Raw genomic sequence first — 25375 nt, forward strand, 5'->3', positions numbered from 1 at the left:
AGAGGCGGGACCCCGGACACCCCGGTTCCGGTCAGGGGTGGATCCCCCTTTTCCACGGTGCCGTTATCCGTCCGGCGGCGGAGGCCGGCCGCCCCGCCCCCGCCGCCGGACACGTCCGGGCGCCCTCAGCGCACCGACGCCTGGCCGCCGTCGACCGGGATGAGCTGCCCGGTGATGAACCGGGACGCCTCCGAGGCGAGGAAGACCATGACCGGCCCCAGGTCGCGGTCCGGGTCGCCGTAGGCGTGGCCCAGCGCGATCGAGTTCTCGTTCTGCCAGTAGTGCGCGGTCAGCTGCTCCTCGGTCATGCGCGCCTTGGCCTCCTCGTACATGGGGGTGGCGATGGCGGGCAGGATCGCGTTGACCCGGATGCCGTCGGGGCCCCAGGTCGCGGCGGCGGTGCGGGTCCAGGAGTGCACGGCGCCCTTGGACGCCGAGTACGCCGCCGCGGACGGTTCGGGGCGCAGCCCGGAGATCGACCCGAAGTTGATGACGGACCCGCGCCGGTTCGGCGCCATCAGGCGGTGGGCGGCCTGGTTGGTGAGCACGGTGCCGCGCACGTTCACCGCCATCATCAGGTCCCAGTCGGCGACCGGGACGTCGGAGGCGCTGGCGGGCCGCTGGATGGCGGCGGGGTGCGCCAGCACGTCCAGCCCGCCCATCCGGTCGGCCGCGGCGTCGAAGGCGCGTGCCACGTCGTCGGCGTCGGACACGTCCACGGCCGTGAACGTCGCCCGGCCCGGCCCCACCCGGGTCGCCTCCTCGGCGACCCGGACGCCGTCGGCCTCGTTGACGTCCATGGCCACCACGGTGGCCCCGGCGCCGACGTAGGCGCGGACCGTGGCCGCTCCCATGCCGCGCGCGGCCCCGGTGACGACGATGCGGTAGTCGTTCAGCTCCACTGGTCCCCCCGTCTGCTCGGTCGGCCCCGTCCCCACGGACGCGGCCTGCGGTCTCCTCACCTCTGGCTCCGGGGCCGGTCACTCCGGGATGCCGCGCGCCGGCCGCACCAGGAAGTACAGGGCGAGCATCCCCGCCGCCACCAGGAAGCGCAGCCAGTCGTCGGCGGGGGCGAACGACACGAGGCTCGTCCCGGACGGGATAGGACCGAACAGTTTCTCCACGGTCGTCAGGTCCAGAAGCGCCCCGTACAGCCACAGCGCCAGGTAGACCAGGCCGCCGGCCAGCAGGTACAGGCGGGAGAGCCGGGCGCCCAGCCATGCCGCGGCCAGTCCGGCGGCACCGAGCAGCAGGTGCAGCAGGTTGTGCAGCACCGACACCTGGAACACGCCGAACAGCCTCGCCTCCGAGTAGTGGCCCGACAGGGCCAGGGAGGCGTAGTCGCTGGTGACACCCGGAACGAAGCCGAGGATTCCGGCGAGGAGGAACAGCGCGCCCGCCACGCCGGCCGCGAGCCGGGCCGGACGCCTCGTCGCGTCCGCGACCTCCCGTGTCCGTTCCTGCAGCATGGTGACCTCCCGTGTCGACTGACCGGGCCTCTACCCGGCAGCGGTCCGGGCACACGGCCGTCCGCGAAGCGGCGTGCTCCGAGCGGCGGAGTCCCCCGCGGGGGCGGGAACGGACTCCAACGGGGTAGGAGACCCCCGGTTGTCCCGCTCCCGAAGTAAGGAGTCCCCTTGGCTTCCCCACCCCGGATCGTGCTCGACGCCGACAGCGGTGTCACCGAGGACGACATTCGCGCCCTGACTCTTCTGGGTCCCGTGGTCCGGCTCGATGTGATGGGTCTGGACGTGTGGGCCGTGACCGGCGACGAGGAGTTGCGGGCGCTCATGGCCGACCCCGCGGTGAAACGCGGGGGCGAGCACTGGGCGGCCGTGGCCCGGGGGGAGGTCCCCGCCGGGCACCCGCTGGTGAAGCTGGTCTCCATGGGGTCGATGCTCAGCAAGAACCCGCCCGAGCACACCCGGCTGCGCCGCCTCGTCCAGTACGCGTTCACCACCCGCCGGGTCGAGGCACTGCGCCCGGCGGTGCGCGACCTCACCCGGGCCTGCCTGGACGGCATCGACGCCGCGCGGCCGTTCGACGTCGTCGCGGCCCTGGCCCGTCCGGTGCCCACGGGCGTCCTCGGCCGCCTGCTGGGGGTTCCCGAAGCGGACCGGGAAGCCCTCGACTCCCTGGTCACCCGCCTGCTGTCGGGCACCGACGCCACGGTGCACGAGGAGCTGTACGCCTACGTCGCCGACATGGTGGCGGCCAAGCGGAAGAGCCCGGACGAGGGGCTGATCAGCGCCCTGCTGCGGGTCCACGACGAGGACGGCGCCAGGCTGTCGGAGGAGGAGCTCGTCTGGACGGTGGTCCTGCTCGTCGACGCGGGCTACGAGACCACGGTCGGGCAGATCTCCAACGCCGTGCGGCTGCTGCTGGAGCATCCCGACCAGCTCGCCCTGGTCGCCTCCGGCGCGGTGCCGTGGGAGCGGGCGGTGGAGGAGTGCCTGCGCCACAGCGCGTCGGTGGCGATGCTGCCGTTCTGCTTCCCCACCCGCGACCTGGAGCTGGGCGGCCACACCATCGGCGCGGGCGAGCCGGTGATGATGGTCTACCTGGCGGCCAACCGCGACGGCCGGGCCCGTACCGCCCCCGACGCCTTCGACGTCACCCGGACCGACAGCCGCCACGTGACGTTCGGGCACGGCCCCCACCACTGCCTGGGCGCGCCCCTGGCCCGCCTGGAACTCACCGTGGTGCTGCCCGAGCTGTTCGCGCGCTTCCCCGGCCTGGCCCTGCTCGACGGCGAACCCGAGCGGGTCAGGAGCCTGTTCGTGAACCGCCCCCGTGAACTGTGGGTGACCGCGGACCCCGCCTGAGAGGGGCGCGGGCGCCGACGACCGGAACGTCCGCCGCGCCGCCGCCCCGCCGGGGCCGGGCGCCCGGCCCCGGCGGGGCGGCGGCGCGGCACCTTCTTCGCCGTCCACGGTCCCGGCGGCGACGAGCGGCCGGCCGCACGCGCCCACCCGCTGCGGGGCCGCAACCGGCGCTGGCGTAGGGTCGGGGCCGAACCGGCCGGTGGCCGCATCCACCGGGCACCGGACCGACACCGTTCCCCCTCCCCCCACTCCAGGAGACGGCGATGCCGGTCATCTACCTCGTCCGCCACGGCCAGGCGTCCTACGGCGCCAGCGACTACGACGTGCTGTCCGACCTGGGACGCCGCCAGGCGGAGGTCGTCGGCGCGGAACTGGCCCGGCGCGGCCCGCGCTCCCCGCTGGTGGTCTGCGGCACCCTGCGGCGGCAGCACGACACGGCGGAGATCCTCATGAAGGCGGCCGGACTGCCCGGACGGCCGCGCACCGACGCCCGGTGGAACGAGTACGACCACACCGACCTGGTGGACCGCTACGGGACCGCCTCCGACCGGAGCTCCGCGGAGCCGCACGGCTTCCAGGTGCTGCTGGACCACGCGCTGCGGGCGTGGATCGAGGAGGGCGACGGGTGGCGCCGGTTCGCCGCGGGGGCCGCGGCGGCGCTCGACGCGCTGGCGGCCGACCTCGGCCCCGGACGCGACGCGGTCGTGGTCACCTCCGGCGGGGTGCTGGCCGCGCTGTGCGCCGGACTGCTGTCGGCGTCCGCGGAGGGCGTGGTGGCGCTCAACCGGGTCGCCGTCAACGCCGCGATCACCACCCTGGCGGTGGGCGCCTCCGGGACGAGCCTGCTGTCCTTCAACGACCACGCGCACTTCTCCGGCGAGCGGCGCGCCCTGCTCACCTACCGGTAACGGGCCGGTACCGGTCCGAGAGGCGCCGGGGCGCGCGGGCGGGGCCGCCGGACGGTCCGACCACGCGGCGTCCTAGGGTTTCGGTGGTGCTCCGGCAGCGGCGCCGACCTCGGCGGTTCCTGCTTCCCGCGGCCGGGGGAACGGTACAGGCGCGAGGAGAGGGTGGTTGGTCGGATGAACGGTGTCCGTTGTGCCGTGGACGGAGGGGTCGCGCGGATCACGCTCGCCCGCCCGGAGGTGTCGAACTCCGTCGACATGGCGACCGCGCGGGCCTTCGGCGAGGCCGTCGACCGGGCCCAGGACCCGTCGGTGCGGGCCGTCCTGATCACCGGTGAGGGCAAGCGGTTCTGCGCCGGCGGGGACGTGGCGTCGATGGCGGCGGCCGAGGACCGGTCGGCGTACCTGAACGAGCTCGCCGCCGCGCTCGGCACGGAACTGCTGCGGCTCGCCGAACTGGACAAGCCCGTGGTGGCCGCCGTGCACGGCGCCGTCGCCGGCGCGGGACTCGCCTTCGTGCTCACCGCCGACCTGGTGGTGGCGGCGCGCTCCACCAGGTTCCTCATGGCCTACTCCGGTGTGGGCCTGACCCCCGACTGCGGGGTCTCCTACCTGCTGCCCCGGGCGGTCGGACAGCAGCGCGCCCTGGAGATGGCCCTCCTCAACCGCGCGCTCACCGCCGCGGAGGCCCAGGAGTGGGGTCTGGTCACGCAGGTCGTCGACGACGCGGACGCGGTCGCCCGGGCCGAGGAGGTCGCCGCGCGGCTCGCCGACGGGCCGGCGTTCGCGCTCGGCCAGGCCAAGCGGCTGATCCGCGGCTCCTGGACGGTGACGCCGCAGCAGAGCGTCGCCGAGGAGGCCGCGACGATCGGTCGGGCGGTCGCCACCGACGACGCGGCCCGGCTGATCGACGCGTTCCTCGCGCGGTGACCGTCCCCGTCCGGTGTCCCGCGGTGCCCGGGACGCCGGACGGGCCCCGCCGGTAGGGTGGGGCCGGCGGACCCCCGGAGCCGACAGGAGGCGGACCGTGGCAAGTCAGAAGGAGCGCATGCTCGCCGGTGAGCTCTACATCGCCGACGACCCCGAACTGGCGGCCGACGCCCTGCGCGCGGCGACGCTGATGGAGCGGTTCAACGCCTCCACCGCCGAGGACCCCGAGCAGCGGCGGGAGATCCTCGGCGAACTGCTGGGCGAGGTCGGCGAGGAGGTGGAGATCCGTCCGCCGCTGTACGTGGACTACGGCTACCAGATCAGCGTCGGGCCGCGCACGTTCGTCAACTTCGGCGCGGTCATGCTGGACGTGGCGCCCATCCGCATCGGCGCCGACACCCAGTTGGGCCCCAACGTGCAGCTGCTCACCCCCACCCACCCGCTCGACCCCGAGCAGCGGCGGGCCAAGTGGGAGGCCGCCGAGCCCATCACCATCGGCGACAACGTCTGGCTGGGCGGCGGCGTCATCGTCTGCCCCGGCGTGACCATCGGCGACAACACGGTGGTGGGTGCGGGAGCGGTCGTCGCCCGCGACCTGCCGGCCAACGTGGTGGCGGTCGGCAACCCGGCGCGCGTCATCCGGGAACTGTAGGCCGCTGCGGGGCCTCGGCAGCCGCGGCCCCGGCCGCTCAGTGCAGCAGTCTGAGGCCGACGACGCCGCCGACGATGAGCAGCAGGCAGCAGATCCGCGCCACGCTCACCGCCTCGCCGAGCCAGACCATGCCGACCACGGCGGTGCCGATCGCGCCGATGCCCACCCACACCGCGTAGCCGGTGCCCACCGGGATGGACCGCAGCGCCAGCGCCAGGCCGCCCATGCTCAGTACCAGGGCGACGAGGAAGACCACCGAGGGCCACAGCCGGGTGAAACCGCGCGACGCGTCCAACGCGATCGCCCACACGGTCTCCAGCAGTCCGGACAGGATGAGGAGCAGCCAGGCCATCGTTGCCTCCGAATCGTGGGAAGTGCCGCGCCGTCTTGTCCTGACCGGGTACGACGCACCTCGTCCGGGGCCGAGGCCCGCGACCTCGCCGCCGCACAGGATAGCGGGGCGCCACCGGAGGCGGTGCCCCGGCCCGGGCGGTGGAGGAGCGGCGGCGGGCCTTCGAAAGGGGCCCGCGGACACGGGGTTCCCCGCCGGGGCCCGGTCAGGTGGCGTGGCCGGTCGCGGCCCGGTGGTCGGGCAGTTCCACGGCGTTGGCGGCGCGCTGGACGCCGCTGCCGAGCCGGCTGAGGGCGGGAAGGCGCGCGGCGAGACGCAGCAGCTGGTCGCGCAGCCAGAGGCGCGGGCGGGTGGCGGGGAGGAGCAGGCCGCCCCCGGAGGAGACGAGGGCCTGGTTCTGTTCGACGTAGGGACGCATCCGGGCCTCGTAGCGGGGGAACGCGGTGCGGTGGTCGCCGTCGGCGGCGGCGAGTTCGCAGGCGAGGACGTAGGCGCCGACCAGGGCCAGGCTGGTGCCCTGGCCGGACAGCGGGGAGGGGCAGTGCGCGGCGTCGCCGAGGAGCACCACGCGCCCTCGCCACCAGCGGTCCATGCGGATCTGGCTGATGGAGTCGAAGTAGAAGTCCGGGGTGTCGTCCAGCAGCCGCAGCAGCCTCGGTGTCTCCCACCCCATGTCGGCGAAGACGGTCCGCAGGATCTGCTTCTGGGCGGAGGCGTCGCGGGGGTCGAAGGGGATCGGTGCGCGGGCGGAGAACGCGAGGACCGCCTTGGCCTCCGGGTTCACCCCGGACGCGGCCTCCTCCTGCGGGGCGGGCGGTTCGACGCGGCCGGTGTGGGGAGCTGCGCTGTAGAGGCCGACGAGCCTGCCGGGGACGTTGTGCAGCACCACCTCGCGGTCCAGGCCCAGGTGGTTGGGCACGCCGAAGATGGAGATGTAGCGGTCCAGGTCGCGGCGGAACCGCTCCTCGGGGCCGAAGGCGGTGCGGCGGACGGTGGAGTGCAGGCCGTCCGCGCCGACGACGAGGCCGAAGGTGCGCGGTGCGCCGCGTTCGAAGGTCACGCGCACCCCGTCGGCGGTCTCCTCCAGGGCGGCGACCGAGTCGTCGAAGACGTACTCGACGTCGTGTTCGGTCGCGGCATACAGGATGCGGCTGAGGTGGCCGCGCATCAGTTCGACGTCGCGCCCGCCGGTGCCGTCGTCGAACAGGGTGATGTCGACGGTGACGCGGCGGCGTCCGGTGGAGTCGGCCACGGACATCCGGCGCAGGTCGGTGTAGGCGCGGCGGACCTGCGGCAGCAGGCCCATCCGGTCGAGGACCTCGACGGCGGCGCCGCGGACGTCGATGGCGTAGCCGCCGTCGCGCAGGCGGGGTGCGCGCTCGACGACGACGGGGGTGAAGCCGAGCCGGTGCAGCCAGTAGGCGAGGGCGGGGCCGGCGATGCTCGCCCCGGAGACGAGGACGGTGCGGTCGGTGGAGGGCATGTCCTCCTCCTTTCTGGAGTGGCGGCCCGGGCGGGCCCCGTGGCCGCGCCGTGGACCGCTCGCCGCCCAGAGTAGGCGCCGTACTTGCCGGGCGGCAAGTAAGTTACCGGCCGACCGGTCTCCGATAGGGTGGAGCGGCGGGGCGGGAGGCCGTCGTGCGAGGAGGCGGGGGAGTGGCGAGGCAGCGGACCGACACCAGGGCGGAGATCCGTGCGGTCGCCCTGGAGCTCTTCGCGGAGAAGGGGTTCGCCAAGACCAGCCTGCGCGAGATCGCCGAGCGCCTCGGCATCACCAAGGCCGCGCTGTACTACCACTTCCCCTCCAAGACCGACCTGCTGCGCGAACTGGTCCAGCCGTTGATGGACGACGTCGCGGCACTGCTCGACGCGGCCGAGCGGGCCGACCGGCTGGAGCCCCGCGCCTTCCTGGGGGACTACTTCGACGCGATCTCCCGCAACCGCGCCGTGTTCATGGTGCTGCTCAACGACATCGGGACGCTGGAGGAACTGGACCTCGTCGCCGAGATCTTCGCCTGGCGCGGCCGGGTCCACGGCGTGCTGATCGGCCCCGGCGCCACCGCGGTGGACGCGGTCCGGGCGACGGTCGCCACGGGCGGCCTCCAGGACGCCGCGATCCTCGCCGCCGACCCCGCCCCGGAGGTGCGGGAGGCCGCGGTCGAGGCGGCGTACCGGGCGCTGTCCCCCTGACCCCGGCTCCACGGTCGGCACCTTCCCGGCCCCGGACTTCTTCGGCGGAGCGCGGCCCGGCAGGCGGGGCGGGACACCGGAGTGCCCCGGGGCGCGGAAACGGCTGCCGGTGGTGTGCCCTCGCCCGCAGCGGTCCGCCGTTCTCCGCGTGCAGGTGAGGAAAAGCGTTCCCGCGAAACCGTCCGGGGGAAACAGCGGATTATTCGGTGCGGCGTCGGACGCTCTCCCCCTGCAAAGAACGTAACTTTAGCTACGGTTAATGGAATGGCGGGCAAACACCTGAAGAATAGCCTGGAGAGGGGTAGGGTTTTCCCCGGTGGTCTGGACGGGTGAGGGGAAGACCGTGAAAGAGGCAGGCGCGCAGGCGCTCACCGAGGAATTCTTGATCCGGCCGCCGCGTCAGGAGCGGAGTCGCAGGGCGTGGGCGCGGGTGCTGGAAGCCGGTGTGGCCCTGTTCGAGGAGGGCGGGTACGAGGCGTTCACCATCGCGGCCGTCTGCGAGCGGGCCAGGGTCGCCCCCCGTGCCATCTACGACCGGACTCCCAGCAAGGAGGCGCTGTTCGTCGCTGTCTACGAGCACCGGGTCAGCCAGATCTGGGAGGAGATGCGCGTCTTCGACGACGAGGAGCGCTGGGCCGGCCTCGACGGCCCCGAACTGGTCGCAGCGCTCTTCGCCGAGTTCGGCGACATCCTCCGCCGCCACGAGGCCTTCACGAGGTCGCTCATGTCCATCTCCCCCGCCACCCACAGCGGGATCTACCAGCGGGCCCACTGCTACAGCCACCGGCTCGCCGACCGGATGGCCGGCCTGCTCCTGACGATCAAGCCGCACATCGCCCACCCCGACCCGGAGACGGCCGTGCGGGTGTGCTTCACCTCCGTCTACTCCGCCCTGGTCATGCGCATCGGCTACGGACCGGAATTCGTCCAGCCGGTGCTGGACCACGACGCCTTCGTACGCCACCTCGTCGAGATGTCGGTGTGCTACCTGTTCGGCCCGCGGCCCGAGGCGGCCTGAGAGGGCCGTCGGCCGCGGGCGCCCCGGTGGCCGTGGAACGACCCCGGGGCAGTCACCGGAAAAACTTCTCGGAATTGTTGTCGGTATTTCTGGTCCGCGAGGGTCTTTGCCGTTTCCGTGCGGAAGGGGGCCCGGGGCGGGCCGGAGCCCGTCCGTCGTTTTTCGGCGCGCCGTTATTTCCGCGTCGACACGTCGCCGTGGTGCGCGGCCGCAGCGGCCTCCGGTGGCTTTCCTGCCCCGGAGCGGCGGGCCAGCAGGCAGGCCTGCGGGACCCGTTCGGTGCCGTCCGGCTGGCGGAGCGTCCGGGCGGTCACGCTGAAGCGGGCCCGCTCCAGCGCCTCGGCGACGCGGTCGGGCCGCCAGCGCAGGAAGTCGAGTTCCACGGCACGGCCGAACGCCTCCCGCAGGCGCAGCGGTTCGTCGCCGACCTGGAAGGCGAGCAGCAGGTGCCCGCCCGGCACGAGCACCCGGTGGAACTCGGCCAGCACCGCGGGCAGCCGCTCCGGCGGGGTGTGGATGATGGAGTACCAGGAGACGACGCCGCCCAGAGAGCCGTCCGCCACCCCCAGGGAGTCCAGCCTCCCCTCGACGAAGCGCAGGTGCGGGTACCCGGCGCGGGCCAGGGCGACCATCCGCGGCGACAGGTCGACACCGAAGACCTCCACGCCGAGGGAGTGGAGGTGGGCCGTCACCCGGCCGGGGCCGCAGCCGAGGTCGGCGACCGGCCCGGCGCCGGAGTCCCGCACGAGTTCGGCGAACGCCGCGAGCAGCGCCCGGTCCAGCGGCCTGCAGGGCTCGTCGTCGAACAGCGCGGCGTAGTCGGCGGCGATGGCGTCGTAGGAGGCGCGGACGGTGCGCAGGAGGGACTCGGTCACGGTCGACGACCGTAGCCGCCCGCGCGCGGGGCGAGGGCCGGTTGGCCGGTACCGGTCAGACCGGGGGGCGCCACCGCAGGATCTCGTCCGCGGCGGTGAGCATCAGGTCGGGTCGGAGCCGTCCGCCCAGCACCATCGCCGCCTCCCGCAGCCGCACCGCCAGCGGGTTGCGCAGCTTCGTGATCCGGCAGAGCGTGTCGGAGGCCCGTACCACCCGCGTGGCCCGGGGCAGCCGGGCAGCGGTGTAGGCGGCCGGGCCGTCCGGCCGGTCGGCCAGGTGGGCGAGCACGACCGCGTCCTCGATCGCCTGGCAGGCGCCCTGGCCGAGGTAGGGCGTCATGGCGTGCGCGGCGTCGCCGAGCAGGACGACCCTGCCCCGGTGGAAGGCGGGCAGCGGGGTGGCCAGCGAGTACAGGTCGGTGCGCAGGATGCGCCCCGCCCCGGCGGCCTCCAGCAGCCGGGGGATCGGGGCGTGCCAGTCCCCGAACCGGCGGAGCAGTTCGGCCCGTTCGTCGTCGGCGCGGCCGCCCGCGGGAACGGTGGCGGTGCCGTAGCAGTACACCAGGTCACCGGCGAGCGGCAGCACCCCGAAGACCTGTCCCGCGCCCCAGGTCTCCGACGCCGGGCAGGGCAGGCCGCCGCGCGGGACCAGCAGGCGCCAGCTCGTCACGCCCGCGTAGGCCGGGCCGGGGTGGTCGGGGAACAGGGCGCGGCGGACCGCGGAGTGGAGGCCGTCGGCGGCCACCACCAGGTCGGCGGTCAGCTCGCCCGCCCCGGTGGACACCCGTCCGGTGTCCGGATCGACCGCGTGCACCTCGGTGCCCAGCCGCAGCGTGCCGGGGGCGAGGTGTTCGGCGAGCAGGTCGACGAGGGCGGCGCGGGTCAGCAGCACGACCGAGTCGCCGTAGCGTGCCGCGGCGGCCTCCTCGGTGGTGCGGACCAGCCAGCGCCCGTCCCGCCTGCGGATCCCGCCCTCCCCCCTGAGCGTCGACAGTGCGCGGACCGCGTCGCCGACCCCGAGGACGTCCAGGGCCTTCAGCGCGTTGGCGGCCACGGCCAGGCCCGAGCCCACCGGGTCCAGCGACGGGGCCCGCTCGCAGACGGTCACCGCCCAGTTCCGCTGCTGCAGCGCCAGCGCCGCCGCGAGTCCGCCGATGCCGCCGCCGACCACCACCGCGTGGGACACGTCCCCTCCTCCACTACTTGTGTAGTGAAAAATACTACAGGCGTAGTATCACTGCAACTGTAGTATCCCTGCTGTGAAGCGAGCCGAGGTCATCGCGGAGGCGGCCATCGCCCTGCTGGTCGAACGGGGGATGCGCGGGCTCACGCACCGCGCGGTGGACGAGGCCGCGGGCCTGCCGCCGGGATCCACCTCCAACCTGGCCCGCACCCGCGCCGCCCTGCTGGAACTCACCCTGGACCACCTCACCGAGCAGGAGGAGGCCCTGTTCGCGCCCCTGCTGGCCGGCGGACCGCCCGCCGACGTGGACACGCTCGTCGACCTGATGGCGCACCTGGCGCACCTCCAGCTCACTGTCGGGCGCGAACGCACCATCGCCCGCTACGAACTGGCGTTGGAGGCCACCCGCCGCCCCGAGCTGCGCAGGATCTACGACCGTTCCGGACGGCGCTTCCGGGAGGCCGCCGTCACCGTGCTCTCCGCGGCGGGCTCCACCGACCCCGTGCGGCACGGCCACCGGCTCGTGGCCTTCGCGGAGGGGGTGCTGTTCGACGCGATCGCCGGGGCGGGAACCGAGCCGACACCGGAGGACCTCCGCCTCGGCCTGCGCGAACTGCTCAGGGGAATGCTCGGCTGACCGCCCCGGCGACGGGGCCGGGACCGGGGGGACGGGAGCGGAGGACGCGGCCTCCGCGTGACGCAGAACACGGCGGATTTCCGACAGCGGCGACATCCGGGAGAAGGCGATCCCGTTAAATTGACCGGGATCACCACGCCATTTCCCAACGGAACGGAGAACCGTCATGGCGCGAAAGGCCCGGGTGCTGCTCATCGACGACCTCGACGGAGGCGAGGCCGGGCAGACCGTCTCGTTCAACCTCGACGGCCGCGCCTACGAGATCGACCTCAGCGACGCCAACGCCGCCCGGCTGCGCGAGGCGCTCGCCCCGTTCATCACCGCCGCCCGCCGGGTCCCGCCCCGGCGCCCCCGGCCCCACGCGGACGGGGACGCAGCCGTGGGGCGGGACCGCAGCGCCGCCATCCGGGCCTGGGCCAAGGCCCAGGGCCGGCAGGTCAGCGACCGGGGACGCATCGCGCAGGCGATCATCGACGCCTACCACGCCGCCCGGCACTGACCCGCCCCCGGAGGAACCGCCGGTCCGCCCGGCCCGGTGGCGACCGGTGCGGAGGAGGCAGTCCCCGGGAACAGGGTTTCCCGGTGCTCGGTCCGACGCCCCGGCGGTGTCCGCCCGGCCGGGGGCGTCGGGGGGGCGCGCCGGAGGCGGGACGCGAGCGGTCCTGCCCGCCGGTGAGCCGTGCGCAGCCCCCGTACGCCGAGGAGGACCGGCGGGGAGTCGCGTTCGCACACACCGGGACGACAGGCCGGTTCCCCCGCCGTCCCCGACCGGACCAGGTGCTGTTGCGGTCAGCTGGTGTCCGCAATTCACAGAGGCGCGAACAGGCTTCCCGTCCCGGGGATGGCGCCCGGGCGGCCCCTCGGCGGGGTGGGAGGCACGACGGGGAAGACGGTCGACGACACCGGTACCGGGGCGCCGCGTCGACGGCCGCGGTCTTCCCGACCCCTGCCCCGGGGCGCCGTCCCCGGGACGGTGCCGGAGCCCCGCGGATCCGGGGAGACGGCGCGGACGACGGGAGGACCCGGCAGCGGTTCACGACACCGATCACCGCCCACCCGGCGGACGCGTGCGTCCGGGAGGCGCGGACCGTGGCCCCCGACGTCCGTCTGCCCGGCCGGGCCGTGCCCGCCCCGCAGGCCGGAGGGTCGGGCAGACGTCGACCCCGGCGACGGGCCGGTGGGCGGGACGGAGGTGGCGCGGCGAGGGCTGCTCCGGTGCCCCGACTGCGTTGCGCCGACCGCCTCGCCCGACGCGGCGGGAGGCCGTCCCCGCTTGCCGCGGGCGCCTGCGGGGCCGTCGGGGAACGGCCGGGGCTCATCCCCGGGAGAGGAGGGGCCAGGAGCCGCGTCCGGCCAGGTGCAGCACCAGCGCGGCGATGTTCCAGGCGTCGTCCTCGCCCCGGTGGTGGCGTCCCTCCAACGGCAGGCCCGCGAACTCCAGCGCCCGCGCCATACCGAGCTGTCCGCGCAGGCCGTGGGCGTCGGCGCAGACCGCCTCGGCGTTGGTGTGCCGGGGGCCGAAGGGGTAGGCCGTCCCCGTGGCCGCACACTGCCGGACGAACTGTTTGCGGTCGTAGTCGCCCCAACTGGCCCACGGACGGGCTCCGGCCCGGTGCCGCGTCGCGAGCAGGCGGCAGGCCTCGGCGAAGCTGACGCCGTCCGCCACCTCCTCCTGGGACAGCCCGGTCAGTTCGGTGCAGAAGGCGCTGACGGTGCAGCGTTCGGGCCGGACCAGCACACGGTGCCGCTCCAGACGCCGTCCCGCGGCCAGGTCGACGACGGTCACCCCGACCTCGATGATCTCACTGACCTGTCCGGGAGGTGGCGCGCCCGCCCAGCAGGTGGCCTCGACGTCGACGACGTCGAGCAGATCCGGGGAGCCGTCCATGCCGCGGAGTCCAGGGGCGACGGCGGCCGGCTGTCGCCCGGTTTCCGCGGGGCCGCAGGACACCCGGGCCCCGGCGCCGGAGTCACCGGGGGGTGAGGACCACCTCGGTGATGGCGTGCCCGGCCACGGCCGTGACCGTGCCCGTCCAGGAGCCCAGGTCCACCTGCTCCCCCGGCTGCTGCGGGATGTGGCCGAGCCGTGCCAGCAGCATCCCGGCCACGGTCACGTAGTCGCCCGGGGGCGGCGCGGTGAGGTGCACGTCGACGTCGGGCAGGTCGTGCACGGGGAACGTGCCGGGCAGCCGCAGCGAGCCGTCGGGCAGCCGGGTGGCGGTGCGGACGTCGGAGTCGGTCTCGTCGTAGATGTCGCCGACGATCTCCTCCAGCAGGTCCTCCAGGCTCACGATGCCGTCGACCGCCCCCGTGCCGTCGACGACCAGCGCCAGGTGCTGGCGTTCGGCGATCATGCGCTCCAGCGCCAGCGACACCGGCAGGGAGTCGGCCAGCAGCAGCGGAGGGCGGGCCACGGCACCGGTGCTGCCCCGGCCGAGCAGCAGGTCCGACCAGTGCACGACGCCCACCACCGTGTCGCGGTCGCCGTCGGCCACGACCGGGGCGCGCGAGTGCCCCTGTTCGGCGAGGAAGCGCGCGGCCTCGCCGGCGGGCATGGACGCGGGCACGACGACGACGTCGCGGCGGGGGACGAGGACCTGCCGCAGGCTCCGGTCGGTGATCTCGAAGGCGCCGGTGAGGATGGTGCGCTGCTCCCGGGTGATACCGGGCTGGGTGGCGAGGATGTCGCGCAGCTCCTCCTCCGACATCTCCTCCCGGGCCGCCTCCGGATCGCCGCCGCTGAGCCGCACCACCAGGTCGGTGGAGACGCTGAGCAGCCACACCGCGGGCCGGGAGAGCACCGAGAGCAGGGTCAGCGGCCGGGCCACCAGCAGCGCCCAGGTCTCGGCCCGCTGCATGGCGACGCGTTTGGGGGCGAGTTCCCCGAACACCAGGGTGACGAAGGTGAGCGCCACGGTGACCAGCACGACCGCGACCGGTGCGGCCGCCGCGCCCAGCAGCGCCCCCAGGGGATCGACCAGGGGCCGGGCCAGGGAGACGGCCGCGGTCGCCGAGGCCAGGAACCCGGCCAGGGTGATGCCGACCTGGATGGTGGCCAGGAAGCGGTTCGGGTCCCGCGCCAGACGCGCCACCGCGCGGCCGCCCGCCCCGCGCCGCTCCAGCCTCCTCAGCTGACTCTCGCGCAACGTGATCAGCGCGATCTCGCTGCCCGCGAAGACCGCGTTCAGCAGCACCAGCACCGCGACGAGGGCGAGTTGGACGGTGTAGTTCTCCATGAGTCCTCTTCGGACGGCGACATCCGCCCCCTACCCGTGGCCGCGGGCGGGACAACAGGGCGGTGGACGTGGGACGCCGTCGCCGTGCGACGCGATTGGACCGAGCCGCTGCGGGCAGCCGTGCCAGAGAACACGGACCGCCGAGCCCGGCCCGCGCGGTCCCGGACAGACGGACGAGTCCACGGAGGCGATGATGAACGGTCCCGAGTTCGACGCTCCCTCCGGCGGCGTCCCCGCCCAGCGGGGGCAGCGGCTGGTGGCGAGCTATTCCACCTACGTCGAAGCCCAGCGGCTGGTGGACCAGATGTCCGACCGGGGGTTCCCCGTGGAGCACGTGCGCATCATCGGGGACGGCGTGCGTACCGTCGAACAGGTCACGGGACGGATGACCAAGGGCAAGGCCGCGCTGGCCGGAGCCGGGGCCGGAGCCTGGTTCGGCCTGTTCATCGGCCTGCTGTTCGGCCTGTTCGCGGTCGGTCCGGCATGGTTCTGGGTGATCCTGGTCAGTGTGGCCATCGGCGCGCTGTGGGGCGGGGTCTTCGGGTTCATCGCCCACTGGGCGACCCGGGGCCAGCGGGACTTCTCCAGCGTGCAGACCCTGCAGGCGCAGCGCTACGACGTCTACGTCGACGCCACCCACGCCGGACAGGCCGAACGCCTCCGCCAGGAGGCCAACCTGTAGCCCGTGCCGGGGCCCGCCCCGCGCCGCCGGGGAGGGGCCCGGGGCCGCGTGACGGTGCCGCGGGAGGGAGGCCGCCGACCCGCGGGGACGGGACGGAGTGTTGACCGCTCCGCACGACCCGGATAGGGTTTCGCCAGCCAAAAGAATGATTTCGCATGGTGGAATTGTGTGATGGTCGCTCCACCCGTCCCGTACACCGTCAACTGCTCGATCCTGCTGACGGACCTGCCCCTCCTCCAACGCCCCGCGGCGGCGAGGGCGGCGGGCTTCAGCGGCGTCGAGTTCTGGTGGCCCTTCCCCACCCCCACCCCCGACCGGGCTGACGTCGACGCCTTCGTCACCGCCGTCACCACCGCCGGAGTCCAGCTCACCGGGCTGAACTTCGACGCGGGCGACATGCCGGGCGGCGACCGGGGGCTCGTCTCCCACCCCGACCGTTCCGCCGAACTGCGCGCCAACCTCGACGTGGTCACCGAGATCGGGGAGCGGACCGGCTGCCGGGCCTTCAACGCGCTCTACGGCAACCGCATCCCCGGAGCCGACCCCGCGGCCCAGGACGCCCTGGGGGCGGAGAACCTGCACCTGGCCGCCCGGGCGGTGGCCCGCATCGGCGGCACCGTGCTGCTCGAACCGCTCTCCGGAGCCCCCGCCTATCCGCTGCGGACCTCCGCCGACGCCGTCGCCGTACTGGACCGGGTCGCCGCGGAGCACGGCTCGACCAACCTCGGGCTGCTCTGCGACGTCTACCATCTCTCCGTCAACGGCGCGGACGTCGCCGCCGAGATCGCCGCCCACCGCGACCGGATCGCCCACGTGCAGATCGCCGACGCCCCGGGCAGGGGCGCCCCCGGCACCGGCGGACTGCCCGTCGCCGACTGGATCGAGGACCTGCGCCGCGGCGGCTACACCGGCCCGGTGGGGCTGGAGTACACGAGCGGGGACGCCGACCCGTTCGCCTGGCTGCCGCGCGCCGCACGCGCCGCCTGAACCCGACCGAGTGGAGAGGAACCACAGCGACATGGCCCGCATCGCCTTCATCGGACTGGGCATCATGGGCAGCCCCATGGCCGTCCACCTGCACAACGCCGGACACCGGGTCGTCGGCTACAACCGCACCCCGGACAAGACCCGAGCGCTGGTCGAGGCCGGGGGAAGTGCTGCGGCGAGCGTCGCCGAGGCCGTCGCCGACGCCGACGTCGTCGCGCTCATGGTCACCGACACCCCCGACGTCGTCGAGATCCTCACCGGCGAGGGCGGGGTCTTCGAGACCGCCAGGCCCGGCACCCTCGTCATCGACTTCTCCACCATCCGTCCCGACGTCACCGCCGACCTCGCCGAACAGGCCCGCCGCAAGGGCTTCCGCATCATCGACGCCCCCGTCTCCGGCGGCGAGGCGGGCGCCCGCAACGCCACGCTGTCCATCATGGTCGGCGGCACCGAGGAGGACTTCGCCGCCGCCCGGCCCGTGCTCGACGTCGTCGGCCGGACGGTCGTGCACGTCGGCCCCAACGGCTCCGGCCAGACCGTCAAGGCCGCCAACCAGCTCATCGTGGCCGGGCACCTCGCGGTGCTCGCCGAGGCCGTCGTCTTCCTGGAGGCCTACGGCGTGGACACCGCGGCCGCGATCGAGGTCCTCGGCGGAGGACTCGCGCACTCGGCGATCATGGAGCACAAGGCCCCCCAGATGCTGGACCGCTCCTTCGAACCGGGTTTCCGCCTCGACCTGCACCACAAGGACCTCGGCATCGTCACCTCCGCCGCCCGCGAGGCCGGCGTCGTCACCCCGGTCGCCGCACTGGCCGCCCAGCTCGTCGCCGCCGCCCGCGCGAGCGGCGACGGGAACCTCGACCACTCCGCGCTCTTCCGCACCGTCGCCCGCCTCTCCGGACGCGAGTGACTCCGCCGGGAGGCAGCCGCTCCCGCGCAGAGCCGTGGGCGCCGCCGTCACCGCGTTGCGCAGCGCCGCACCCTCGGGGAACCGGCTCCGATCGGAAAACCCCGACCGGGGCCGGGACGGCGCCGTTCGCACGGGCGGCTCGACCGGAGCCGGCCTCCCGGCCAGAGGCACGGCGGAGTCGAGTCCCTGAACGCGCAGTCAAAGGCAGGCCTCCTCCGTCGGTACTCCACAACGCGGGACCGGTGCGGTGAGAGGGGGAGCAGGCACCGGAGCGCCGCAGCGGCGTCGGGAGTCCCGGGAGAACGGGCCGCCGGGGTCACGCGCTCCCGGCGCGGCTTTGCCGGTACTCCGCGGCTTCGGGCACCTCGGTGTACTCCAGCAGGTCTCCGGCGACCTCGGAGAGCAGCGTCCGCACCTCCGCCGGGGTGGCGTGGAAGAACTCACGCCGCTGGTTGACCCGGTTGACCCGACGGTCCGCCAACCGGCGGTGCAGTTCCGCCTCGACTCCGACGGCGTCCTCGGAGAAGTGCAGGGCGTGCACGTCGAAGGTGAACGGGACCGAGGCGTCACCGAGTTCACGGACCCGGTCCATCGGGTCCAGCCGCCGGGTCATGCCGATCTTGACCACGCCTTCGCCGAAGGAACCGATGTTGGAGATCACGTACACGTATCCGGCCCGGGCGTTCGCGGCCCGGTCGTCGACGTTGTCGATGGCCCGGGAGATCTCGTCCAGCCGGACCGCCAGACGGGAGGCTCCCTCGTCGTCCCCCTTGGCGCGCAGCGCCGCCAGGGCGTTCTCGTAGTGTTGACGCTCCTTGTCCAGCCGCGCCCGCTCTCGTTCGAGCTCGGCCTGGGCCCGGCGTTCCTCCCGGAGGCGGGCCTTCTCCGCGCGCTCGCATTCCCTCTCCTCGGCGACCTTGGCGAGGTGGTCGGCGGTCAGTTCCAGTTCCTTCACACGGAGCGCGTGGTAGCGGGCCGAGATCCGGATGTCCATGGACCGTCCGAGCTTCTCGATCGTCGCGCGGGACTTCTCCAGCCGGTCCTTGGCCGCGGCGAGCCTGTACGGCTTCATTCCGCGCACCAGGTTGTCGGCTTCGTTGTTGTAGGCGCGCAACAGGAGGGTGGAGAACTCGCCCACCATCTTCCTGCCCTGTGCCAGCGAGCCGTTCATCGTGAACGAGGTCGTGGCCTCCACCGCGCCGCCGTTCTTGCGGGCCATCGCCCGGATCTGCTCTTTGAGGGAGGTGAGGGCGGTCTTGTGGGCGACCGAGTCGTCGAGCGGGTGGGTGTACTCGTAGACCCCCGCTTCCTGGAGGACCAGCAGGTCCTCGGTGAGGACCACCTGCTGCCGGAGTGCGGCGAGCCGCTCGGCGACCGCGTCGAGTTCGGCGGCGGCCTGTGCGAGCCGAGCCTCGTGCTCGGTCCGCATCCGCTGCCGTTCGGCCTCCCGGTTCGCGCGTTCGGCGGTGATCTCCTCCCGCAACCGCTGTTTGAGACGTTCCAGTTCGGGAACGTCGAGCGCTCCGAGCCGCTCCAGGGAGGCACGCAGTTCCGTGTTCTCCGCGGAGAGCCGGTTCACCTCGTGGGCGAGTTCCTTCGCCTTGCCGCGGACCCCGAACAGGCCGATGGTGGTGTCGACCCGCTGGACCGTGGGGGACGCGGTGGCCGGGGAGCCGACCGGGGAGGTCGAGGGCTGCGGATGAGCGGAGCCCGGCGGGGCCGGGACGGCGGTGGCGGGGGAGGGCTGCGGGGAGCCGGCGGGGAGCCAGAACTGCCATCCCGGAGGCGGCGGCCCCCAGGAGGGATCAGGACGCCAGCCCGGTGGAGGAGTCCACCCGTCGGGTGGAACGGGCCAGTTCGGGGGCGGGTTGTAACGGTAGATGACGACTCCTGGAGCAGGGAGGGACCCGGTGGGCTGCGCGGGGGGCGAAGTCCCCCGCGCGAGGTTTCTCGGACGGACGCCTCCTCGTCGTGGGGCGGTCGCGTCGTTCGGTAACTTATGCGCTGGTCGCTCCGGTCCAGGGGTTTCTCCCGGAATTCATCGATATTGGGGAATTCCTCCGCAGGGATGCGGCGGTCCTCGTCGAGCAGATCCCCGGTCGGTGCGGGGGCCGGTACCGCCGGACGGGGCCGCCCACCCGACCGGATCGGGCACCGAAGGTCGGGTGCGGCGGGGGCGCCCCTTCCTAACGTGGGTGCCGTACGGGAAGGAGACCCGGGATGCTGGACCGGCTCAACCAGGTCATGGAGCACATCGAGCGCAACCTCGACCAGCGGATCGACGGGGCCGAGCTGGCGCGGATCGCCGCCACCTCCGAGTACCACCTGCGGCGGCTGTTCTCCGCGCTGGCGGGGATGCCGTTGTCGGAGTACGTCCGGCGCAGGCGGCTCACCGTCGCCGGGGCCGAGGTGCTCGCGGGGAAGCACACCCTGCTCGACATCGCGGTGCGCTACGGCTACGGCTCGGGTGAGGCGTTCGCGAGGGCGTTCCGCGCCATGCACGGCGTGGGCCCCGGCGAGGCCCGCCGCACCGGCGCGGAGCTGCGCTCCCAGCCCCGGATGTCCTTCCGCCTCGTCGTCGAAGGGAGCGGTGACATGCGGTACCGGATCGTGGAGAAGGACGCCTTCCGCGTCGTCGGGAAGAGGGCCCGGGTGCCCCTGGTGTACGAGGGGCAGAACCCGGCGATCGTCGAGTTCGTGCGGGGCATCGGCACCGCGACGCTGCGGCGCCTGGCGGAGCTGTCCGACCAGGAGCCGCGCGGGATCGTCGCGGCCGTCCACAACTTCGCCGGCCACCGGGTGGACGCGCCGGAGGGCACCGAGCTGGACTACTACCACGGTGTGGTGACCGGCGCGGAGGCGCCCGAGGACATGGAGGTCCTGCCGGTCGCGGCAGGCACATGGGCGGTGTTCGAGGCCTCCGGCGAGGCGCCGCACGCCATCCAGTACCTGTGGCGGGACGTGTTCACCCAGTGGTTCCCGTCCAACCCGTACCGGAGCGTGCCGGGCCCGGAGATCCTGCGCACCGTCCTGTCGCAGGACGGTGCGCACGCCGAGGCCCAGCTGTGGATCCCGGTGGAGCGGACCGCGGACTGACGGTGCGGTGTGCGCCGTCGCGGTCCCGTCGCGGGACCGCGACGGCGGAAGGCGGCAGTGTGCGGGCGGCAGCCGGTGGGAAGACCACGGCGGCCGTGGGCGTTGATCTGGAAGCTTGACCCGTTATGGTCGGGTTTGTTCCCCAGATCAGGTAGGTGAGGACCCCCATGGACACGCCGCACCCCGCGGAGGCGCCGCCCTCCGCACAGCCGGACCCGCAGCACGGCGCCGAGGCCGCCCCGCTCACGGCAGCGCCCGGACTGGTCGTGCTCGGCGACTCCGACGCCCCCGCGTGCACCGACGGGGTGTGCCGGTGAACGCCCCGGACCGGACCGTGACGGTCGAGGTCTGGTCGGACATCGTCTGCCCGTGGTGCTACATCGGCAAGCGCCGCCTGGAGAGCGCCCTGGAGCAGTTCGAGCACGCCGCCGAGGTCGAGGTGGTCTGGCGCAGCTTCCAGCTCGACCCGACCTTTCCCGTGGGAGTCCGCCAGCCGGTGCCCGAGATGCTGGCGGAGAAGATCGGCGGCTCGGTCGAGCAGGCCCGCCGGATGAACGCGGAGATCACCGAACTGGCCGCGCAGGAGGGCCTGGCCTACGACCTCGACCGCGCCACGATGGTCAACACGGTCGACGCCCACCGCCTGACCCACCTGGCCCGGGCGCACGGCCTGGGGGACGCGGCCCACGAGCGGCTGCTGCGCGCCCAGCTCGTCGAGGCGCAGGTCCTCGACGACGTCGACACCCTGGTCCGGCTGGGGGTGGAGATCGGACTGCCCGAGCAGGAGACCCGCCGGGTCGTCCTGGGCAACGACTACGTCCGGGACGTCCGGGCCGACCTCGCCGAGGCGCGTGCGCTGGGCGTCAGCGGGGTGCCGTTTTTCGTGCTCAACCGCGCCTTCGCGGTCTCCGGGGCCCAGCCCGTGGGGACGTTCCTGTCGGCGCTGCGCGCCGCCCACGAGCACGCGCGCGAGTCCGCGGCCTGAACTCCGGCCGCCGCGCGTGCCGGGAAGGACGCCGTGGCGGAGGACGCGGCGGCCCCGCCGGTGTGGCTTCCGGCGGGGCCCGTGACGTGTCGGTCCGAACGGGTGGATCAGACGAAGTTCACGTCACTGCACAGGTAGTAGGTCTGGTCCATGTGCGAGGCCTTCCAGATGGTGAAGACCACGTGGCGGCCGCTGCGGTTGGGCGCGTTGACCGTGAACTGGATGTTCTGGCTGGGCGCGTAGCTGCCGGTCCGGTGGACCAGGTCCAGGCTGCCCCAGGTCAGCGGCTGGGTGGTCGGGTCGAAGCCCTGCTTGGTGACGTAGACCTCGAAGTAGTCCGCACCGTGGCTGGCCTGGTCGTACAGGTGGATCGTGAAGGTGTTGTTGATGTCGGTGGTCTTCCACGGGCCCACGGCGTCCATGGAGCGGTAGCGGCCGCCCTCGGCCAGACCGCCGCTGCACAGCTGCCCGTCGGGCAGCGCGGCCCGGTGGTTGCCGCCCACGTTGTCGCGGTACAGGCCGTTCCAGTTCCACATGGCGTTGGGGTTGTCCTGCCAGGCCTGCCAGCACATGGGGTCTTCGTGCTGCATGTTGGGGTTGAGGTGGTCGTTGCCCCACCGCAGCCAGCAGCCGTAGTTGCGCGTCGCCGGGTTGATGACCGACCCGTGGGCGGCCGCGGGGGCGGTCCACTGGGTCAGGCCCAGCAGGGCCGCGAACAGCACGGCCAGAGCGCGCACGGTCCACCGGGAGGTCCCGGCGTGAACATGACGATGCATTGTCTGATCTCCAAATTCCGGATGTGGGGGTTCCGGGCGTGGGAGCGTTCCCACGCTAAGGGCATGTTACCCAGAGATATTGATCAAAAACAGACAGTGACCAAAATAAGGGGATCTGTCCTGGTCAATCCGTTGTTCCACCTGTTCGCTGTGTAGTGATAAAAGGAAAAAATATGTACAAAACGCCCTGGTGTTCGCGGGAAAGTCGACGGAGTGTATGGGAAGGCGGGGCGGGGCCGCGCGAGCGCCCCGACGCTGCTGGCGCGGACCGGTCCGCGCCGCACGGCCGAACGTAGGCTGGAGGGGGAGTCGTCCGCCCGGCCCGGAGGGAGAGGGGAAGCCGTGACCGAGCGCAGGCCGTCCGGAGAGCCGTTCGAGTCGTGGGTGGACCGGCAGATCCGCGAGGCGGTCGAACGGGGCGAGTTCGACGACCTGCCCGGCCTGGGCAAGCCGATCCCCGACATCGACCGGCCCTACGACGAGATGTGGTGGGTCAGGCGGAAGCTGGAGCGGGAGGGCGTCTCCGCACTGCCGCCCGCGCTCGCCCTGCGCAAGGAGGCCGAGCGGGCGATGGCCGAGGCGATGCGGGCGCGCTCCGAGACCGAGGTGCGCCGCATCGTGGCGGACCTCAACGGCCAGATCCGCGCGCTGATGCTGCGCCCGATCCCCGGGCCCCCGCTCACCCTCGTGCCCTACGACGCGGACGAGGTCGTCCGCCGGTGGCGGGAGAAGCGGGAGGACGGACGGCGCTGAACGGCCGGCGGGCGGGACGCGGCCCCGGAGGGAGCGGCCCCGCCCGGCGGACCGGGCGGCCGGAAGCGGCCCGAAGGGCCGGTCACCTGCCGCTGACGGGTTCGCCCGGGGTCCTGGGGCGGGGTGCGGCCGCCTCCTCCGACCCCAGACGGCGTTCGATGAGGTCGAGCGCCTGCTTCAGGTAGCCGGCGAACCTCGGGTAGTTCTCGCTCATCGGGAAGTGCCCGATCTCCGTCATCTCGATGAACTCGGCCCCCGGGATCTGCTCGGCGGTGCGCCGGCCGGCCTCGGGCGGAGTCAGGTAGTCGTACTCGCCGGTCAGCATGACCACCGGGCAGCGCGAGGTGTCGATCTCCCCGCAGCGGCCCCGCAGGTCGTGGTCGACCGAGTAGAAGTACAGGTCGCCGCGGAACGCCTCGGAGCCCTGCGAGTAGTAGAACCACGTGCGCCAGCGGTCGTGCTCCGGCGACTGGGGCGCCATCAGGTCCCACACGCCGCTCGCGCACACCTGTGCGGCGTTGGCGTGCGGGTGCTGCCACCAGTCGAGGAAGAAGCCGGGCGAGTAGTCGGCCGCCTCCACCGGGATGACCGCCTTGAACCGGTCGGGGTGGCGCAGCGCCAGTTGCAGGGCGACGTTGCCGCCGAAGGAGGAGCCCATGAAGATCGGGTCCTCCAGGCCGAGGGCGTCGCAGAAGGCCACGACGAACGCGACGTAGTGGTCGGCGGTGAGCCGGTACTCCTCCTTCCACCACTCCGCGTTCATCGGCGGGTCGGACTTGCCGTGCCGGGCCAGGTCGTAGGCGATCACCCGGTGGTTCTCGGTGATCTCCGGGTCCTCCAGCAGCCCCATCCACTGGTGGTTGTGGCAGCCGGCGGTGTGCTGGCAGACCAGCGGCTGGCCGCTGCCGTTCTCCAGGTAGAAGACGCGGTACTGCGTCCCCTCGACCTCGATGGTGACGTAGTGGCCGGTCACCGGGGAGACTTGTATCGGTGTGGTCATCGGGAGTGTCCTTTCCGGGGTCAGACCAGCGGGCCGGTGGTGCGCAGCAGTTCGATCTGCCGGGTCACGCAGCGCAGGTTCTGCATGAGCACCAGGAGGTCGCCCTCCAGGCGCATGTCGCGTTGGAAGGTGGCGGCCCAGATGCCGTGGAACATCGGGGCGGGCGTCGGTCGGCCGAACTCCCGCCAGGTGTCGGCGCTGGCCCGGATGGCGAAGTCGTAGGCCTCCAGCGGTTCGGGGTCGACGATCAGGTCCTCGACCTTGCCCCGGTGCATCCGGATGAGGAACTTCTTCTCCTCCATGTCCCACAGAAACGAACAGGAGAAATATTTCCCGTGCGCCTGGATTTCCGGGTCGGAATCGCTGAGTCGACGAAATTCCGCAACAGCGGATTCCTTGCTGGTCGTCATGGTCATGGCGGTTGCCTCCATGCTGTCCAGGAGTAGCGGCTTTTGCGGGTCTTTATGGGGCCGAGTCTACGTCTCAGGTGTTCTGCGCTGAAGCCGAAAAACGTGGAGAATTGCCATTTGTGGCAAAGGATCAACTGATTTTTTGGACTCTTTTTGCGGTGCGGGCGGACTGCCCCGGGAGCCGCGGGAAGGGGGATGGCGGGGCCTCCCGGTGCTCCGCGGCCCCGGCGTGAGGAGCAGGGGACCCGGCGCCCTCCGGGTGGCCGGACGACCCGGAGTGGCCGTTGCGACCGGGAGACCCCGCGAACCCAGCGGCGGGAAGTGAGGAGAGACCGATGGGTGAGACCGAGATCGTCATCGAACCGGGCCACCAGGACATCGTCATGACGCGTGTTTTCGACGCGCCCCGCGACGCGGTGTTCCGGGCGCTCACCGACCCCGACCTCCTGGCGCAGTGGTGGGGGCCGAAGGAGTACCGGACCGTGGTGGAGCACCTGGACGCGCGGCCCGGGGGCTCCTGGCGGATGATCCACCAGGGCGACCAGGGCGACGAGTACGCGTTCCGGGGGATCTTCCACGACGTCGCGGCGCCCGAGCGGATGGTGCAGACCTTCGAGTACGAGGGGATGCCCGGCCACGTCTCGCTGGAGACCGCCGTCCTGGAGGAGGCCGAGGGCGCGAAGACCCGGTACGTGGCCACCTCCGTCTTCCAGTCGGTGGCCGACCGCGACGCCATGACCGAGTCGGGCATGGAGGAGGGGGCCCGCGAGAGCATGGACCGCCTCGCCGCGCTCGTGGAGAAGTCCTGAACGGACCCCGGCCGTGGACCGCTCCTCCGGGACAGGTCCTCCGCCGGATCGGCGAAGCCGTCGGCGAGGGCCTGTGCCGCGGCGGCCGCGTCGGAGCGCAGCGTCGGCAGGACGCGGTGCGCCCGTCCCAGGTGGGTGGGGGAAACAGCAGGGCACTGCCCCCG

28 protein-coding genes and 1 riboswitch are annotated in these 25375 nt (G+C 73.2%); of the genes, 16 read left to right on the plus strand and 12 right to left on the minus strand.

All coding sequences use genetic code 11. The features are described from left to right. Window positions 1-125: 125 nt before the first annotated feature. Window positions 126-902 (minus strand): SDR family NAD(P)-dependent oxidoreductase, encoded by a 777-nt coding sequence (locus tag FOF52_RS03220; protein WP_248592346.1) that lies wholly within the window; start codon window positions 900-902, stop codon window positions 126-128. Window positions 903-980: 78 nt separating this feature from the next. Further along, complete coding sequence (locus FOF52_RS03225; RefSeq protein ID WP_248592347.1) at window positions 981-1469, minus strand: DUF4383 domain-containing protein; 489 nt, start codon at window positions 1467-1469, stop codon at window positions 981-983. 168 nt (window positions 1470-1637) lie between these two features. On the opposite strand from FOF52_RS03225, the gene FOF52_RS21855 reads away from it, so the two are divergent. From FOF52_RS21855 to FOF52_RS03245, 4 genes are all read left to right on the plus strand, one after another. Further along, the gene (locus FOF52_RS21855) at window positions 1638-2825 is read left to right on the plus strand and encodes a cytochrome P450 family protein (protein WP_282573843.1); all 1188 of its coding nucleotides are present in this window, start codon (window positions 1638-1640) and stop codon (window positions 2823-2825) included. Window positions 2826-3088: 263 nt separating this feature from the next. After that, the gene (locus tag FOF52_RS03235) at window positions 3089-3733 is read left to right on the plus strand and encodes a histidine phosphatase family protein (protein WP_248592348.1); all 645 of its coding nucleotides are present in this window, start codon (window positions 3089-3091) and stop codon (window positions 3731-3733) included. Window positions 3734-3907: 174 nt separating this feature from the next. Beyond that, window positions 3908-4660 carry an enoyl-CoA hydratase/isomerase family protein gene (locus FOF52_RS03240; RefSeq protein WP_248592349.1) on the plus strand — a complete coding sequence of 251 codons (753 nt, stop codon included), beginning with the start codon at window positions 3908-3910 and terminating at the stop codon, window positions 4658-4660. Window positions 4661-4778: 118 nt separating this feature from the next. Beyond that, window positions 4779-5312 (plus strand): sugar O-acetyltransferase, encoded by a 534-nt coding sequence (locus FOF52_RS03245; RefSeq protein ID WP_248593738.1) that lies wholly within the window; start codon window positions 4779-4781, stop codon window positions 5310-5312. A 37-nt stretch (window positions 5313-5349) separates the two neighbouring features. Here the strand turns inward: FOF52_RS03245 and FOF52_RS03250 are convergent, their stop codons facing one another. Together FOF52_RS03250 and FOF52_RS03255 are read right to left on the minus strand one after the other, a co-directional pair. Next, entirely contained in the window at window positions 5350-5664 is a 315-nt protein-coding gene (locus FOF52_RS03250; RefSeq protein ID WP_248592350.1) for a DMT family transporter, read from the minus strand. A 24-nt stretch (window positions 5665-5688) separates the two neighbouring features. Further along, window positions 5689-5754, minus strand: a riboswitch (guanidine-III (ykkC-III) riboswitch). A gap of 115 nt (window positions 5755-5869) precedes the next feature. Then, window positions 5870-7147, minus strand: a complete 1278-nt coding sequence (locus tag FOF52_RS03255) for an FAD-dependent monooxygenase (protein WP_248592351.1) — start codon at window positions 7145-7147, stop codon at window positions 5870-5872. Window positions 7148-7320: 173 nt separating this feature from the next. On the opposite strand from FOF52_RS03255, the gene FOF52_RS03260 reads away from it, so the two are divergent. Together FOF52_RS03260 and FOF52_RS03265 are read left to right on the plus strand one after the other, a co-directional pair. After that, on the plus strand, window positions 7321-7854 hold the full coding sequence (locus FOF52_RS03260) for a TetR/AcrR family transcriptional regulator (protein ID WP_248592352.1): 534 nt from the start codon (window positions 7321-7323) through the stop codon (window positions 7852-7854). Window positions 7855-8197: 343 nt separating this feature from the next. Next, window positions 8198-8872 (plus strand): TetR/AcrR family transcriptional regulator, encoded by a 675-nt coding sequence (locus FOF52_RS03265; RefSeq protein ID WP_248592353.1) that lies wholly within the window; start codon window positions 8198-8200, stop codon window positions 8870-8872. A 173-nt stretch (window positions 8873-9045) separates the two neighbouring features. On the opposite strand, the gene FOF52_RS03270 is transcribed toward FOF52_RS03265, so the two are convergent. Beyond that, complete coding sequence (locus FOF52_RS03270; protein WP_248592354.1) at window positions 9046-9747, minus strand: class I SAM-dependent methyltransferase; 702 nt, start codon at window positions 9745-9747, stop codon at window positions 9046-9048. 55 nt (window positions 9748-9802) lie between these two features. Continuing rightward, window positions 9803-10933: an FAD-dependent monooxygenase gene (locus FOF52_RS03275; RefSeq protein WP_248592355.1), complete on the minus strand. Its 1131-nt coding sequence runs from the start codon at window positions 10931-10933 to the stop codon at window positions 9803-9805. Window positions 10934-11006: 73 nt separating this feature from the next. On the opposite strand from FOF52_RS03275, the gene FOF52_RS03280 reads away from it, so the two are divergent. Next, the gene (locus FOF52_RS03280) at window positions 11007-11567 is read left to right on the plus strand and encodes a TetR/AcrR family transcriptional regulator (RefSeq protein ID WP_248592356.1); all 561 of its coding nucleotides are present in this window, start codon (window positions 11007-11009) and stop codon (window positions 11565-11567) included. 166 nt (window positions 11568-11733) lie between these two features. Continuing rightward, window positions 11734-12066, plus strand: a complete 333-nt coding sequence (locus FOF52_RS03285) for a histone-like nucleoid-structuring protein Lsr2 (RefSeq protein WP_248592357.1) — start codon at window positions 11734-11736, stop codon at window positions 12064-12066. A gap of 816 nt (window positions 12067-12882) precedes the next feature. On the opposite strand, the gene FOF52_RS03290 is transcribed toward FOF52_RS03285, so the two are convergent. Continuing rightward, on the minus strand, window positions 12883-13455 hold the full coding sequence (locus FOF52_RS03290) for a 3'-5' exonuclease (RefSeq protein ID WP_248592358.1): 573 nt from the start codon (window positions 13453-13455) through the stop codon (window positions 12883-12885). 82 nt (window positions 13456-13537) lie between these two features. Further along, on the minus strand, window positions 13538-14803 hold the full coding sequence (locus tag FOF52_RS03295; protein WP_248592359.1) for a hemolysin family protein: 1266 nt from the start codon (window positions 14801-14803) through the stop codon (window positions 13538-13540). Window positions 14804-14993: 190 nt separating this feature from the next. Here FOF52_RS03295 and FOF52_RS03300 point away from each other — a divergent pair, with 190 nt between their 5' ends. The 3 genes from FOF52_RS03300 (at window position 14994) to FOF52_RS03310 (ending at window position 17382) form a co-directional block, all read left to right on the plus strand. After that, window positions 14994-15485 carry a YflT domain-containing protein gene (locus tag FOF52_RS03300; RefSeq protein WP_248592360.1) on the plus strand — a complete coding sequence of 164 codons (492 nt, stop codon included), beginning with the start codon at window positions 14994-14996 and terminating at the stop codon, window positions 15483-15485. Between the two features lie 171 nt (window positions 15486-15656). Continuing rightward, the gene (locus FOF52_RS03305) at window positions 15657-16472 is read left to right on the plus strand and encodes a hydroxypyruvate isomerase family protein (RefSeq protein WP_248592361.1); all 816 of its coding nucleotides are present in this window, start codon (window positions 15657-15659) and stop codon (window positions 16470-16472) included. 31 nt (window positions 16473-16503) lie between these two features. Then, a complete protein-coding gene (locus FOF52_RS03310) occupies window positions 16504-17382 on the plus strand; it encodes a 2-hydroxy-3-oxopropionate reductase (RefSeq protein ID WP_248592362.1) in 879 nt (292 codons plus the stop codon). Window positions 17383-17698: 316 nt separating this feature from the next. On the opposite strand, the gene FOF52_RS03315 is transcribed toward FOF52_RS03310, so the two are convergent. After that, window positions 17699-18961, minus strand: coding sequence for an SNIPE associated domain-containing protein (locus FOF52_RS03315; protein ID WP_248592363.1), 1263 nt, complete (start codon window positions 18959-18961; stop codon window positions 17699-17701). 641 nt (window positions 18962-19602) lie between these two features. Here FOF52_RS03315 and FOF52_RS03320 point away from each other — a divergent pair. The 3 genes from FOF52_RS03320 (at window position 19603) to FOF52_RS03330 (ending at window position 21463) form a co-directional block, all read left to right on the plus strand. After that, window positions 19603-20478: an AraC family transcriptional regulator gene (locus FOF52_RS03320; RefSeq protein ID WP_248592364.1), complete on the plus strand. Its 876-nt coding sequence runs from the start codon at window positions 19603-19605 to the stop codon at window positions 20476-20478. A gap of 167 nt (window positions 20479-20645) precedes the next feature. Further along, window positions 20646-20795: a hypothetical protein gene (locus FOF52_RS03325; RefSeq protein ID WP_248592365.1), complete on the plus strand. Its 150-nt coding sequence runs from the start codon at window positions 20646-20648 to the stop codon at window positions 20793-20795. Beyond that, window positions 20792-21463 (plus strand): DsbA family oxidoreductase, encoded by a 672-nt coding sequence (locus FOF52_RS03330; RefSeq protein ID WP_248592366.1) that lies wholly within the window; start codon window positions 20792-20794, stop codon window positions 21461-21463. Before FOF52_RS03325 ends, FOF52_RS03330 begins: the two co-directional genes overlap by 4 nt. A 107-nt stretch (window positions 21464-21570) precedes the next feature. On the opposite strand, the gene FOF52_RS03335 is transcribed toward FOF52_RS03330, so the two are convergent. Then, window positions 21571-22239 (minus strand): lytic polysaccharide monooxygenase auxiliary activity family 9 protein, encoded by a 669-nt coding sequence (locus FOF52_RS03335; RefSeq protein ID WP_248592367.1) that lies wholly within the window; start codon window positions 22237-22239, stop codon window positions 21571-21573. Between the two features lie 342 nt (window positions 22240-22581). Between FOF52_RS03335 and FOF52_RS03340 the strand changes: the two genes are divergently transcribed. Beyond that, window positions 22582-22992, plus strand: coding sequence for a DnaJ family domain-containing protein (locus FOF52_RS03340; RefSeq protein WP_248592368.1), 411 nt, complete (start codon window positions 22582-22584; stop codon window positions 22990-22992). A gap of 82 nt (window positions 22993-23074) precedes the next feature. On the opposite strand, the gene FOF52_RS03345 is transcribed toward FOF52_RS03340, so the two are convergent. Beyond that, the gene (locus tag FOF52_RS03345; RefSeq protein WP_248592369.1) at window positions 23075-23992 is read right to left on the minus strand and encodes an alpha/beta fold hydrolase; all 918 of its coding nucleotides are present in this window, start codon (window positions 23990-23992) and stop codon (window positions 23075-23077) included. A 20-nt stretch (window positions 23993-24012) separates the two neighbouring features. After that, window positions 24013-24408: a hypothetical protein gene (locus FOF52_RS03350; protein ID WP_248592370.1), complete on the minus strand. Its 396-nt coding sequence runs from the start codon at window positions 24406-24408 to the stop codon at window positions 24013-24015. Window positions 24409-24737: 329 nt separating this feature from the next. Here FOF52_RS03350 and FOF52_RS03355 point away from each other — a divergent pair, with 329 nt between their 5' ends. Next, window positions 24738-25211: an SRPBCC family protein gene (locus tag FOF52_RS03355; protein WP_248592371.1), complete on the plus strand. Its 474-nt coding sequence runs from the start codon at window positions 24738-24740 to the stop codon at window positions 25209-25211. Window positions 25212-25375: the final 164 nt, after the last annotated feature.

The sequence above is a fragment of the Thermobifida alba genome (assembly GCF_023208015.1).
Lineage (GTDB): Bacteria > Actinomycetota > Actinomycetes > Streptosporangiales > Streptosporangiaceae > Thermobifida > Thermobifida alba.

Coding starts and splice junctions, on each gene's coding strand:
- FOF52_RS03225 (WP_248592347.1), bottom strand. CDS start 1,469: ATGCTGCAGGAACGGACACGGGAGGTCGCGGACGCGACGAGGCGTCCG.
- FOF52_RS03235 (WP_248592348.1), top strand. CDS start 3,089: ATGCCGGTCATCTACCTCGTCCGCCACGGCCAGGCGTCCTACGGCGCC.
- FOF52_RS03240 (WP_248592349.1), top strand. CDS start 3,908: ATGAACGGTGTCCGTTGTGCCGTGGACGGAGGGGTCGCGCGGATCACG.
- FOF52_RS03245 (WP_248593738.1), top strand. CDS start 4,779: ATGCTCGCCGGTGAGCTCTACATCGCCGACGACCCCGAACTGGCGGCC.
- FOF52_RS03250 (WP_248592350.1), bottom strand. CDS start 5,664: ATGGCCTGGCTGCTCCTCATCCTGTCCGGACTGCTGGAGACCGTGTGG.
- FOF52_RS03255 (WP_248592351.1), bottom strand. CDS start 7,147: ATGCCCTCCACCGACCGCACCGTCCTCGTCTCCGGGGCGAGCATCGCC.
- FOF52_RS03285 (WP_248592357.1), top strand. CDS start 11,734: ATGGCGCGAAAGGCCCGGGTGCTGCTCATCGACGACCTCGACGGAGGC.
- FOF52_RS03290 (WP_248592358.1), bottom strand. CDS start 13,455: ATGGACGGCTCCCCGGATCTGCTCGACGTCGTCGACGTCGAGGCCACC.
- FOF52_RS03295 (WP_248592359.1), bottom strand. CDS start 14,803: ATGGAGAACTACACCGTCCAACTCGCCCTCGTCGCGGTGCTGGTGCTG.
- FOF52_RS03300 (WP_248592360.1), top strand. CDS start 14,994: ATGATGAACGGTCCCGAGTTCGACGCTCCCTCCGGCGGCGTCCCCGCC.
- FOF52_RS03305 (WP_248592361.1), top strand. CDS start 15,657: ATGGTCGCTCCACCCGTCCCGTACACCGTCAACTGCTCGATCCTGCTG.
- FOF52_RS03310 (WP_248592362.1), top strand. CDS start 16,504: ATGGCCCGCATCGCCTTCATCGGACTGGGCATCATGGGCAGCCCCATG.
- FOF52_RS03320 (WP_248592364.1), top strand. CDS start 19,603: ATGCTGGACCGGCTCAACCAGGTCATGGAGCACATCGAGCGCAACCTC.
- FOF52_RS03325 (WP_248592365.1), top strand. CDS start 20,646: ATGGACACGCCGCACCCCGCGGAGGCGCCGCCCTCCGCACAGCCGGAC.
- FOF52_RS03335 (WP_248592367.1), bottom strand. CDS start 22,239: ATGCATCGTCATGTTCACGCCGGGACCTCCCGGTGGACCGTGCGCGCT.
- FOF52_RS03345 (WP_248592369.1), bottom strand. CDS start 23,992: ATGACCACACCGATACAAGTCTCCCCGGTGACCGGCCACTACGTCACC.
- FOF52_RS03350 (WP_248592370.1), bottom strand. CDS start 24,408: ATGACCATGACGACCAGCAAGGAATCCGCTGTTGCGGAATTTCGTCGA.
- FOF52_RS03355 (WP_248592371.1), top strand. CDS start 24,738: ATGGGTGAGACCGAGATCGTCATCGAACCGGGCCACCAGGACATCGTC.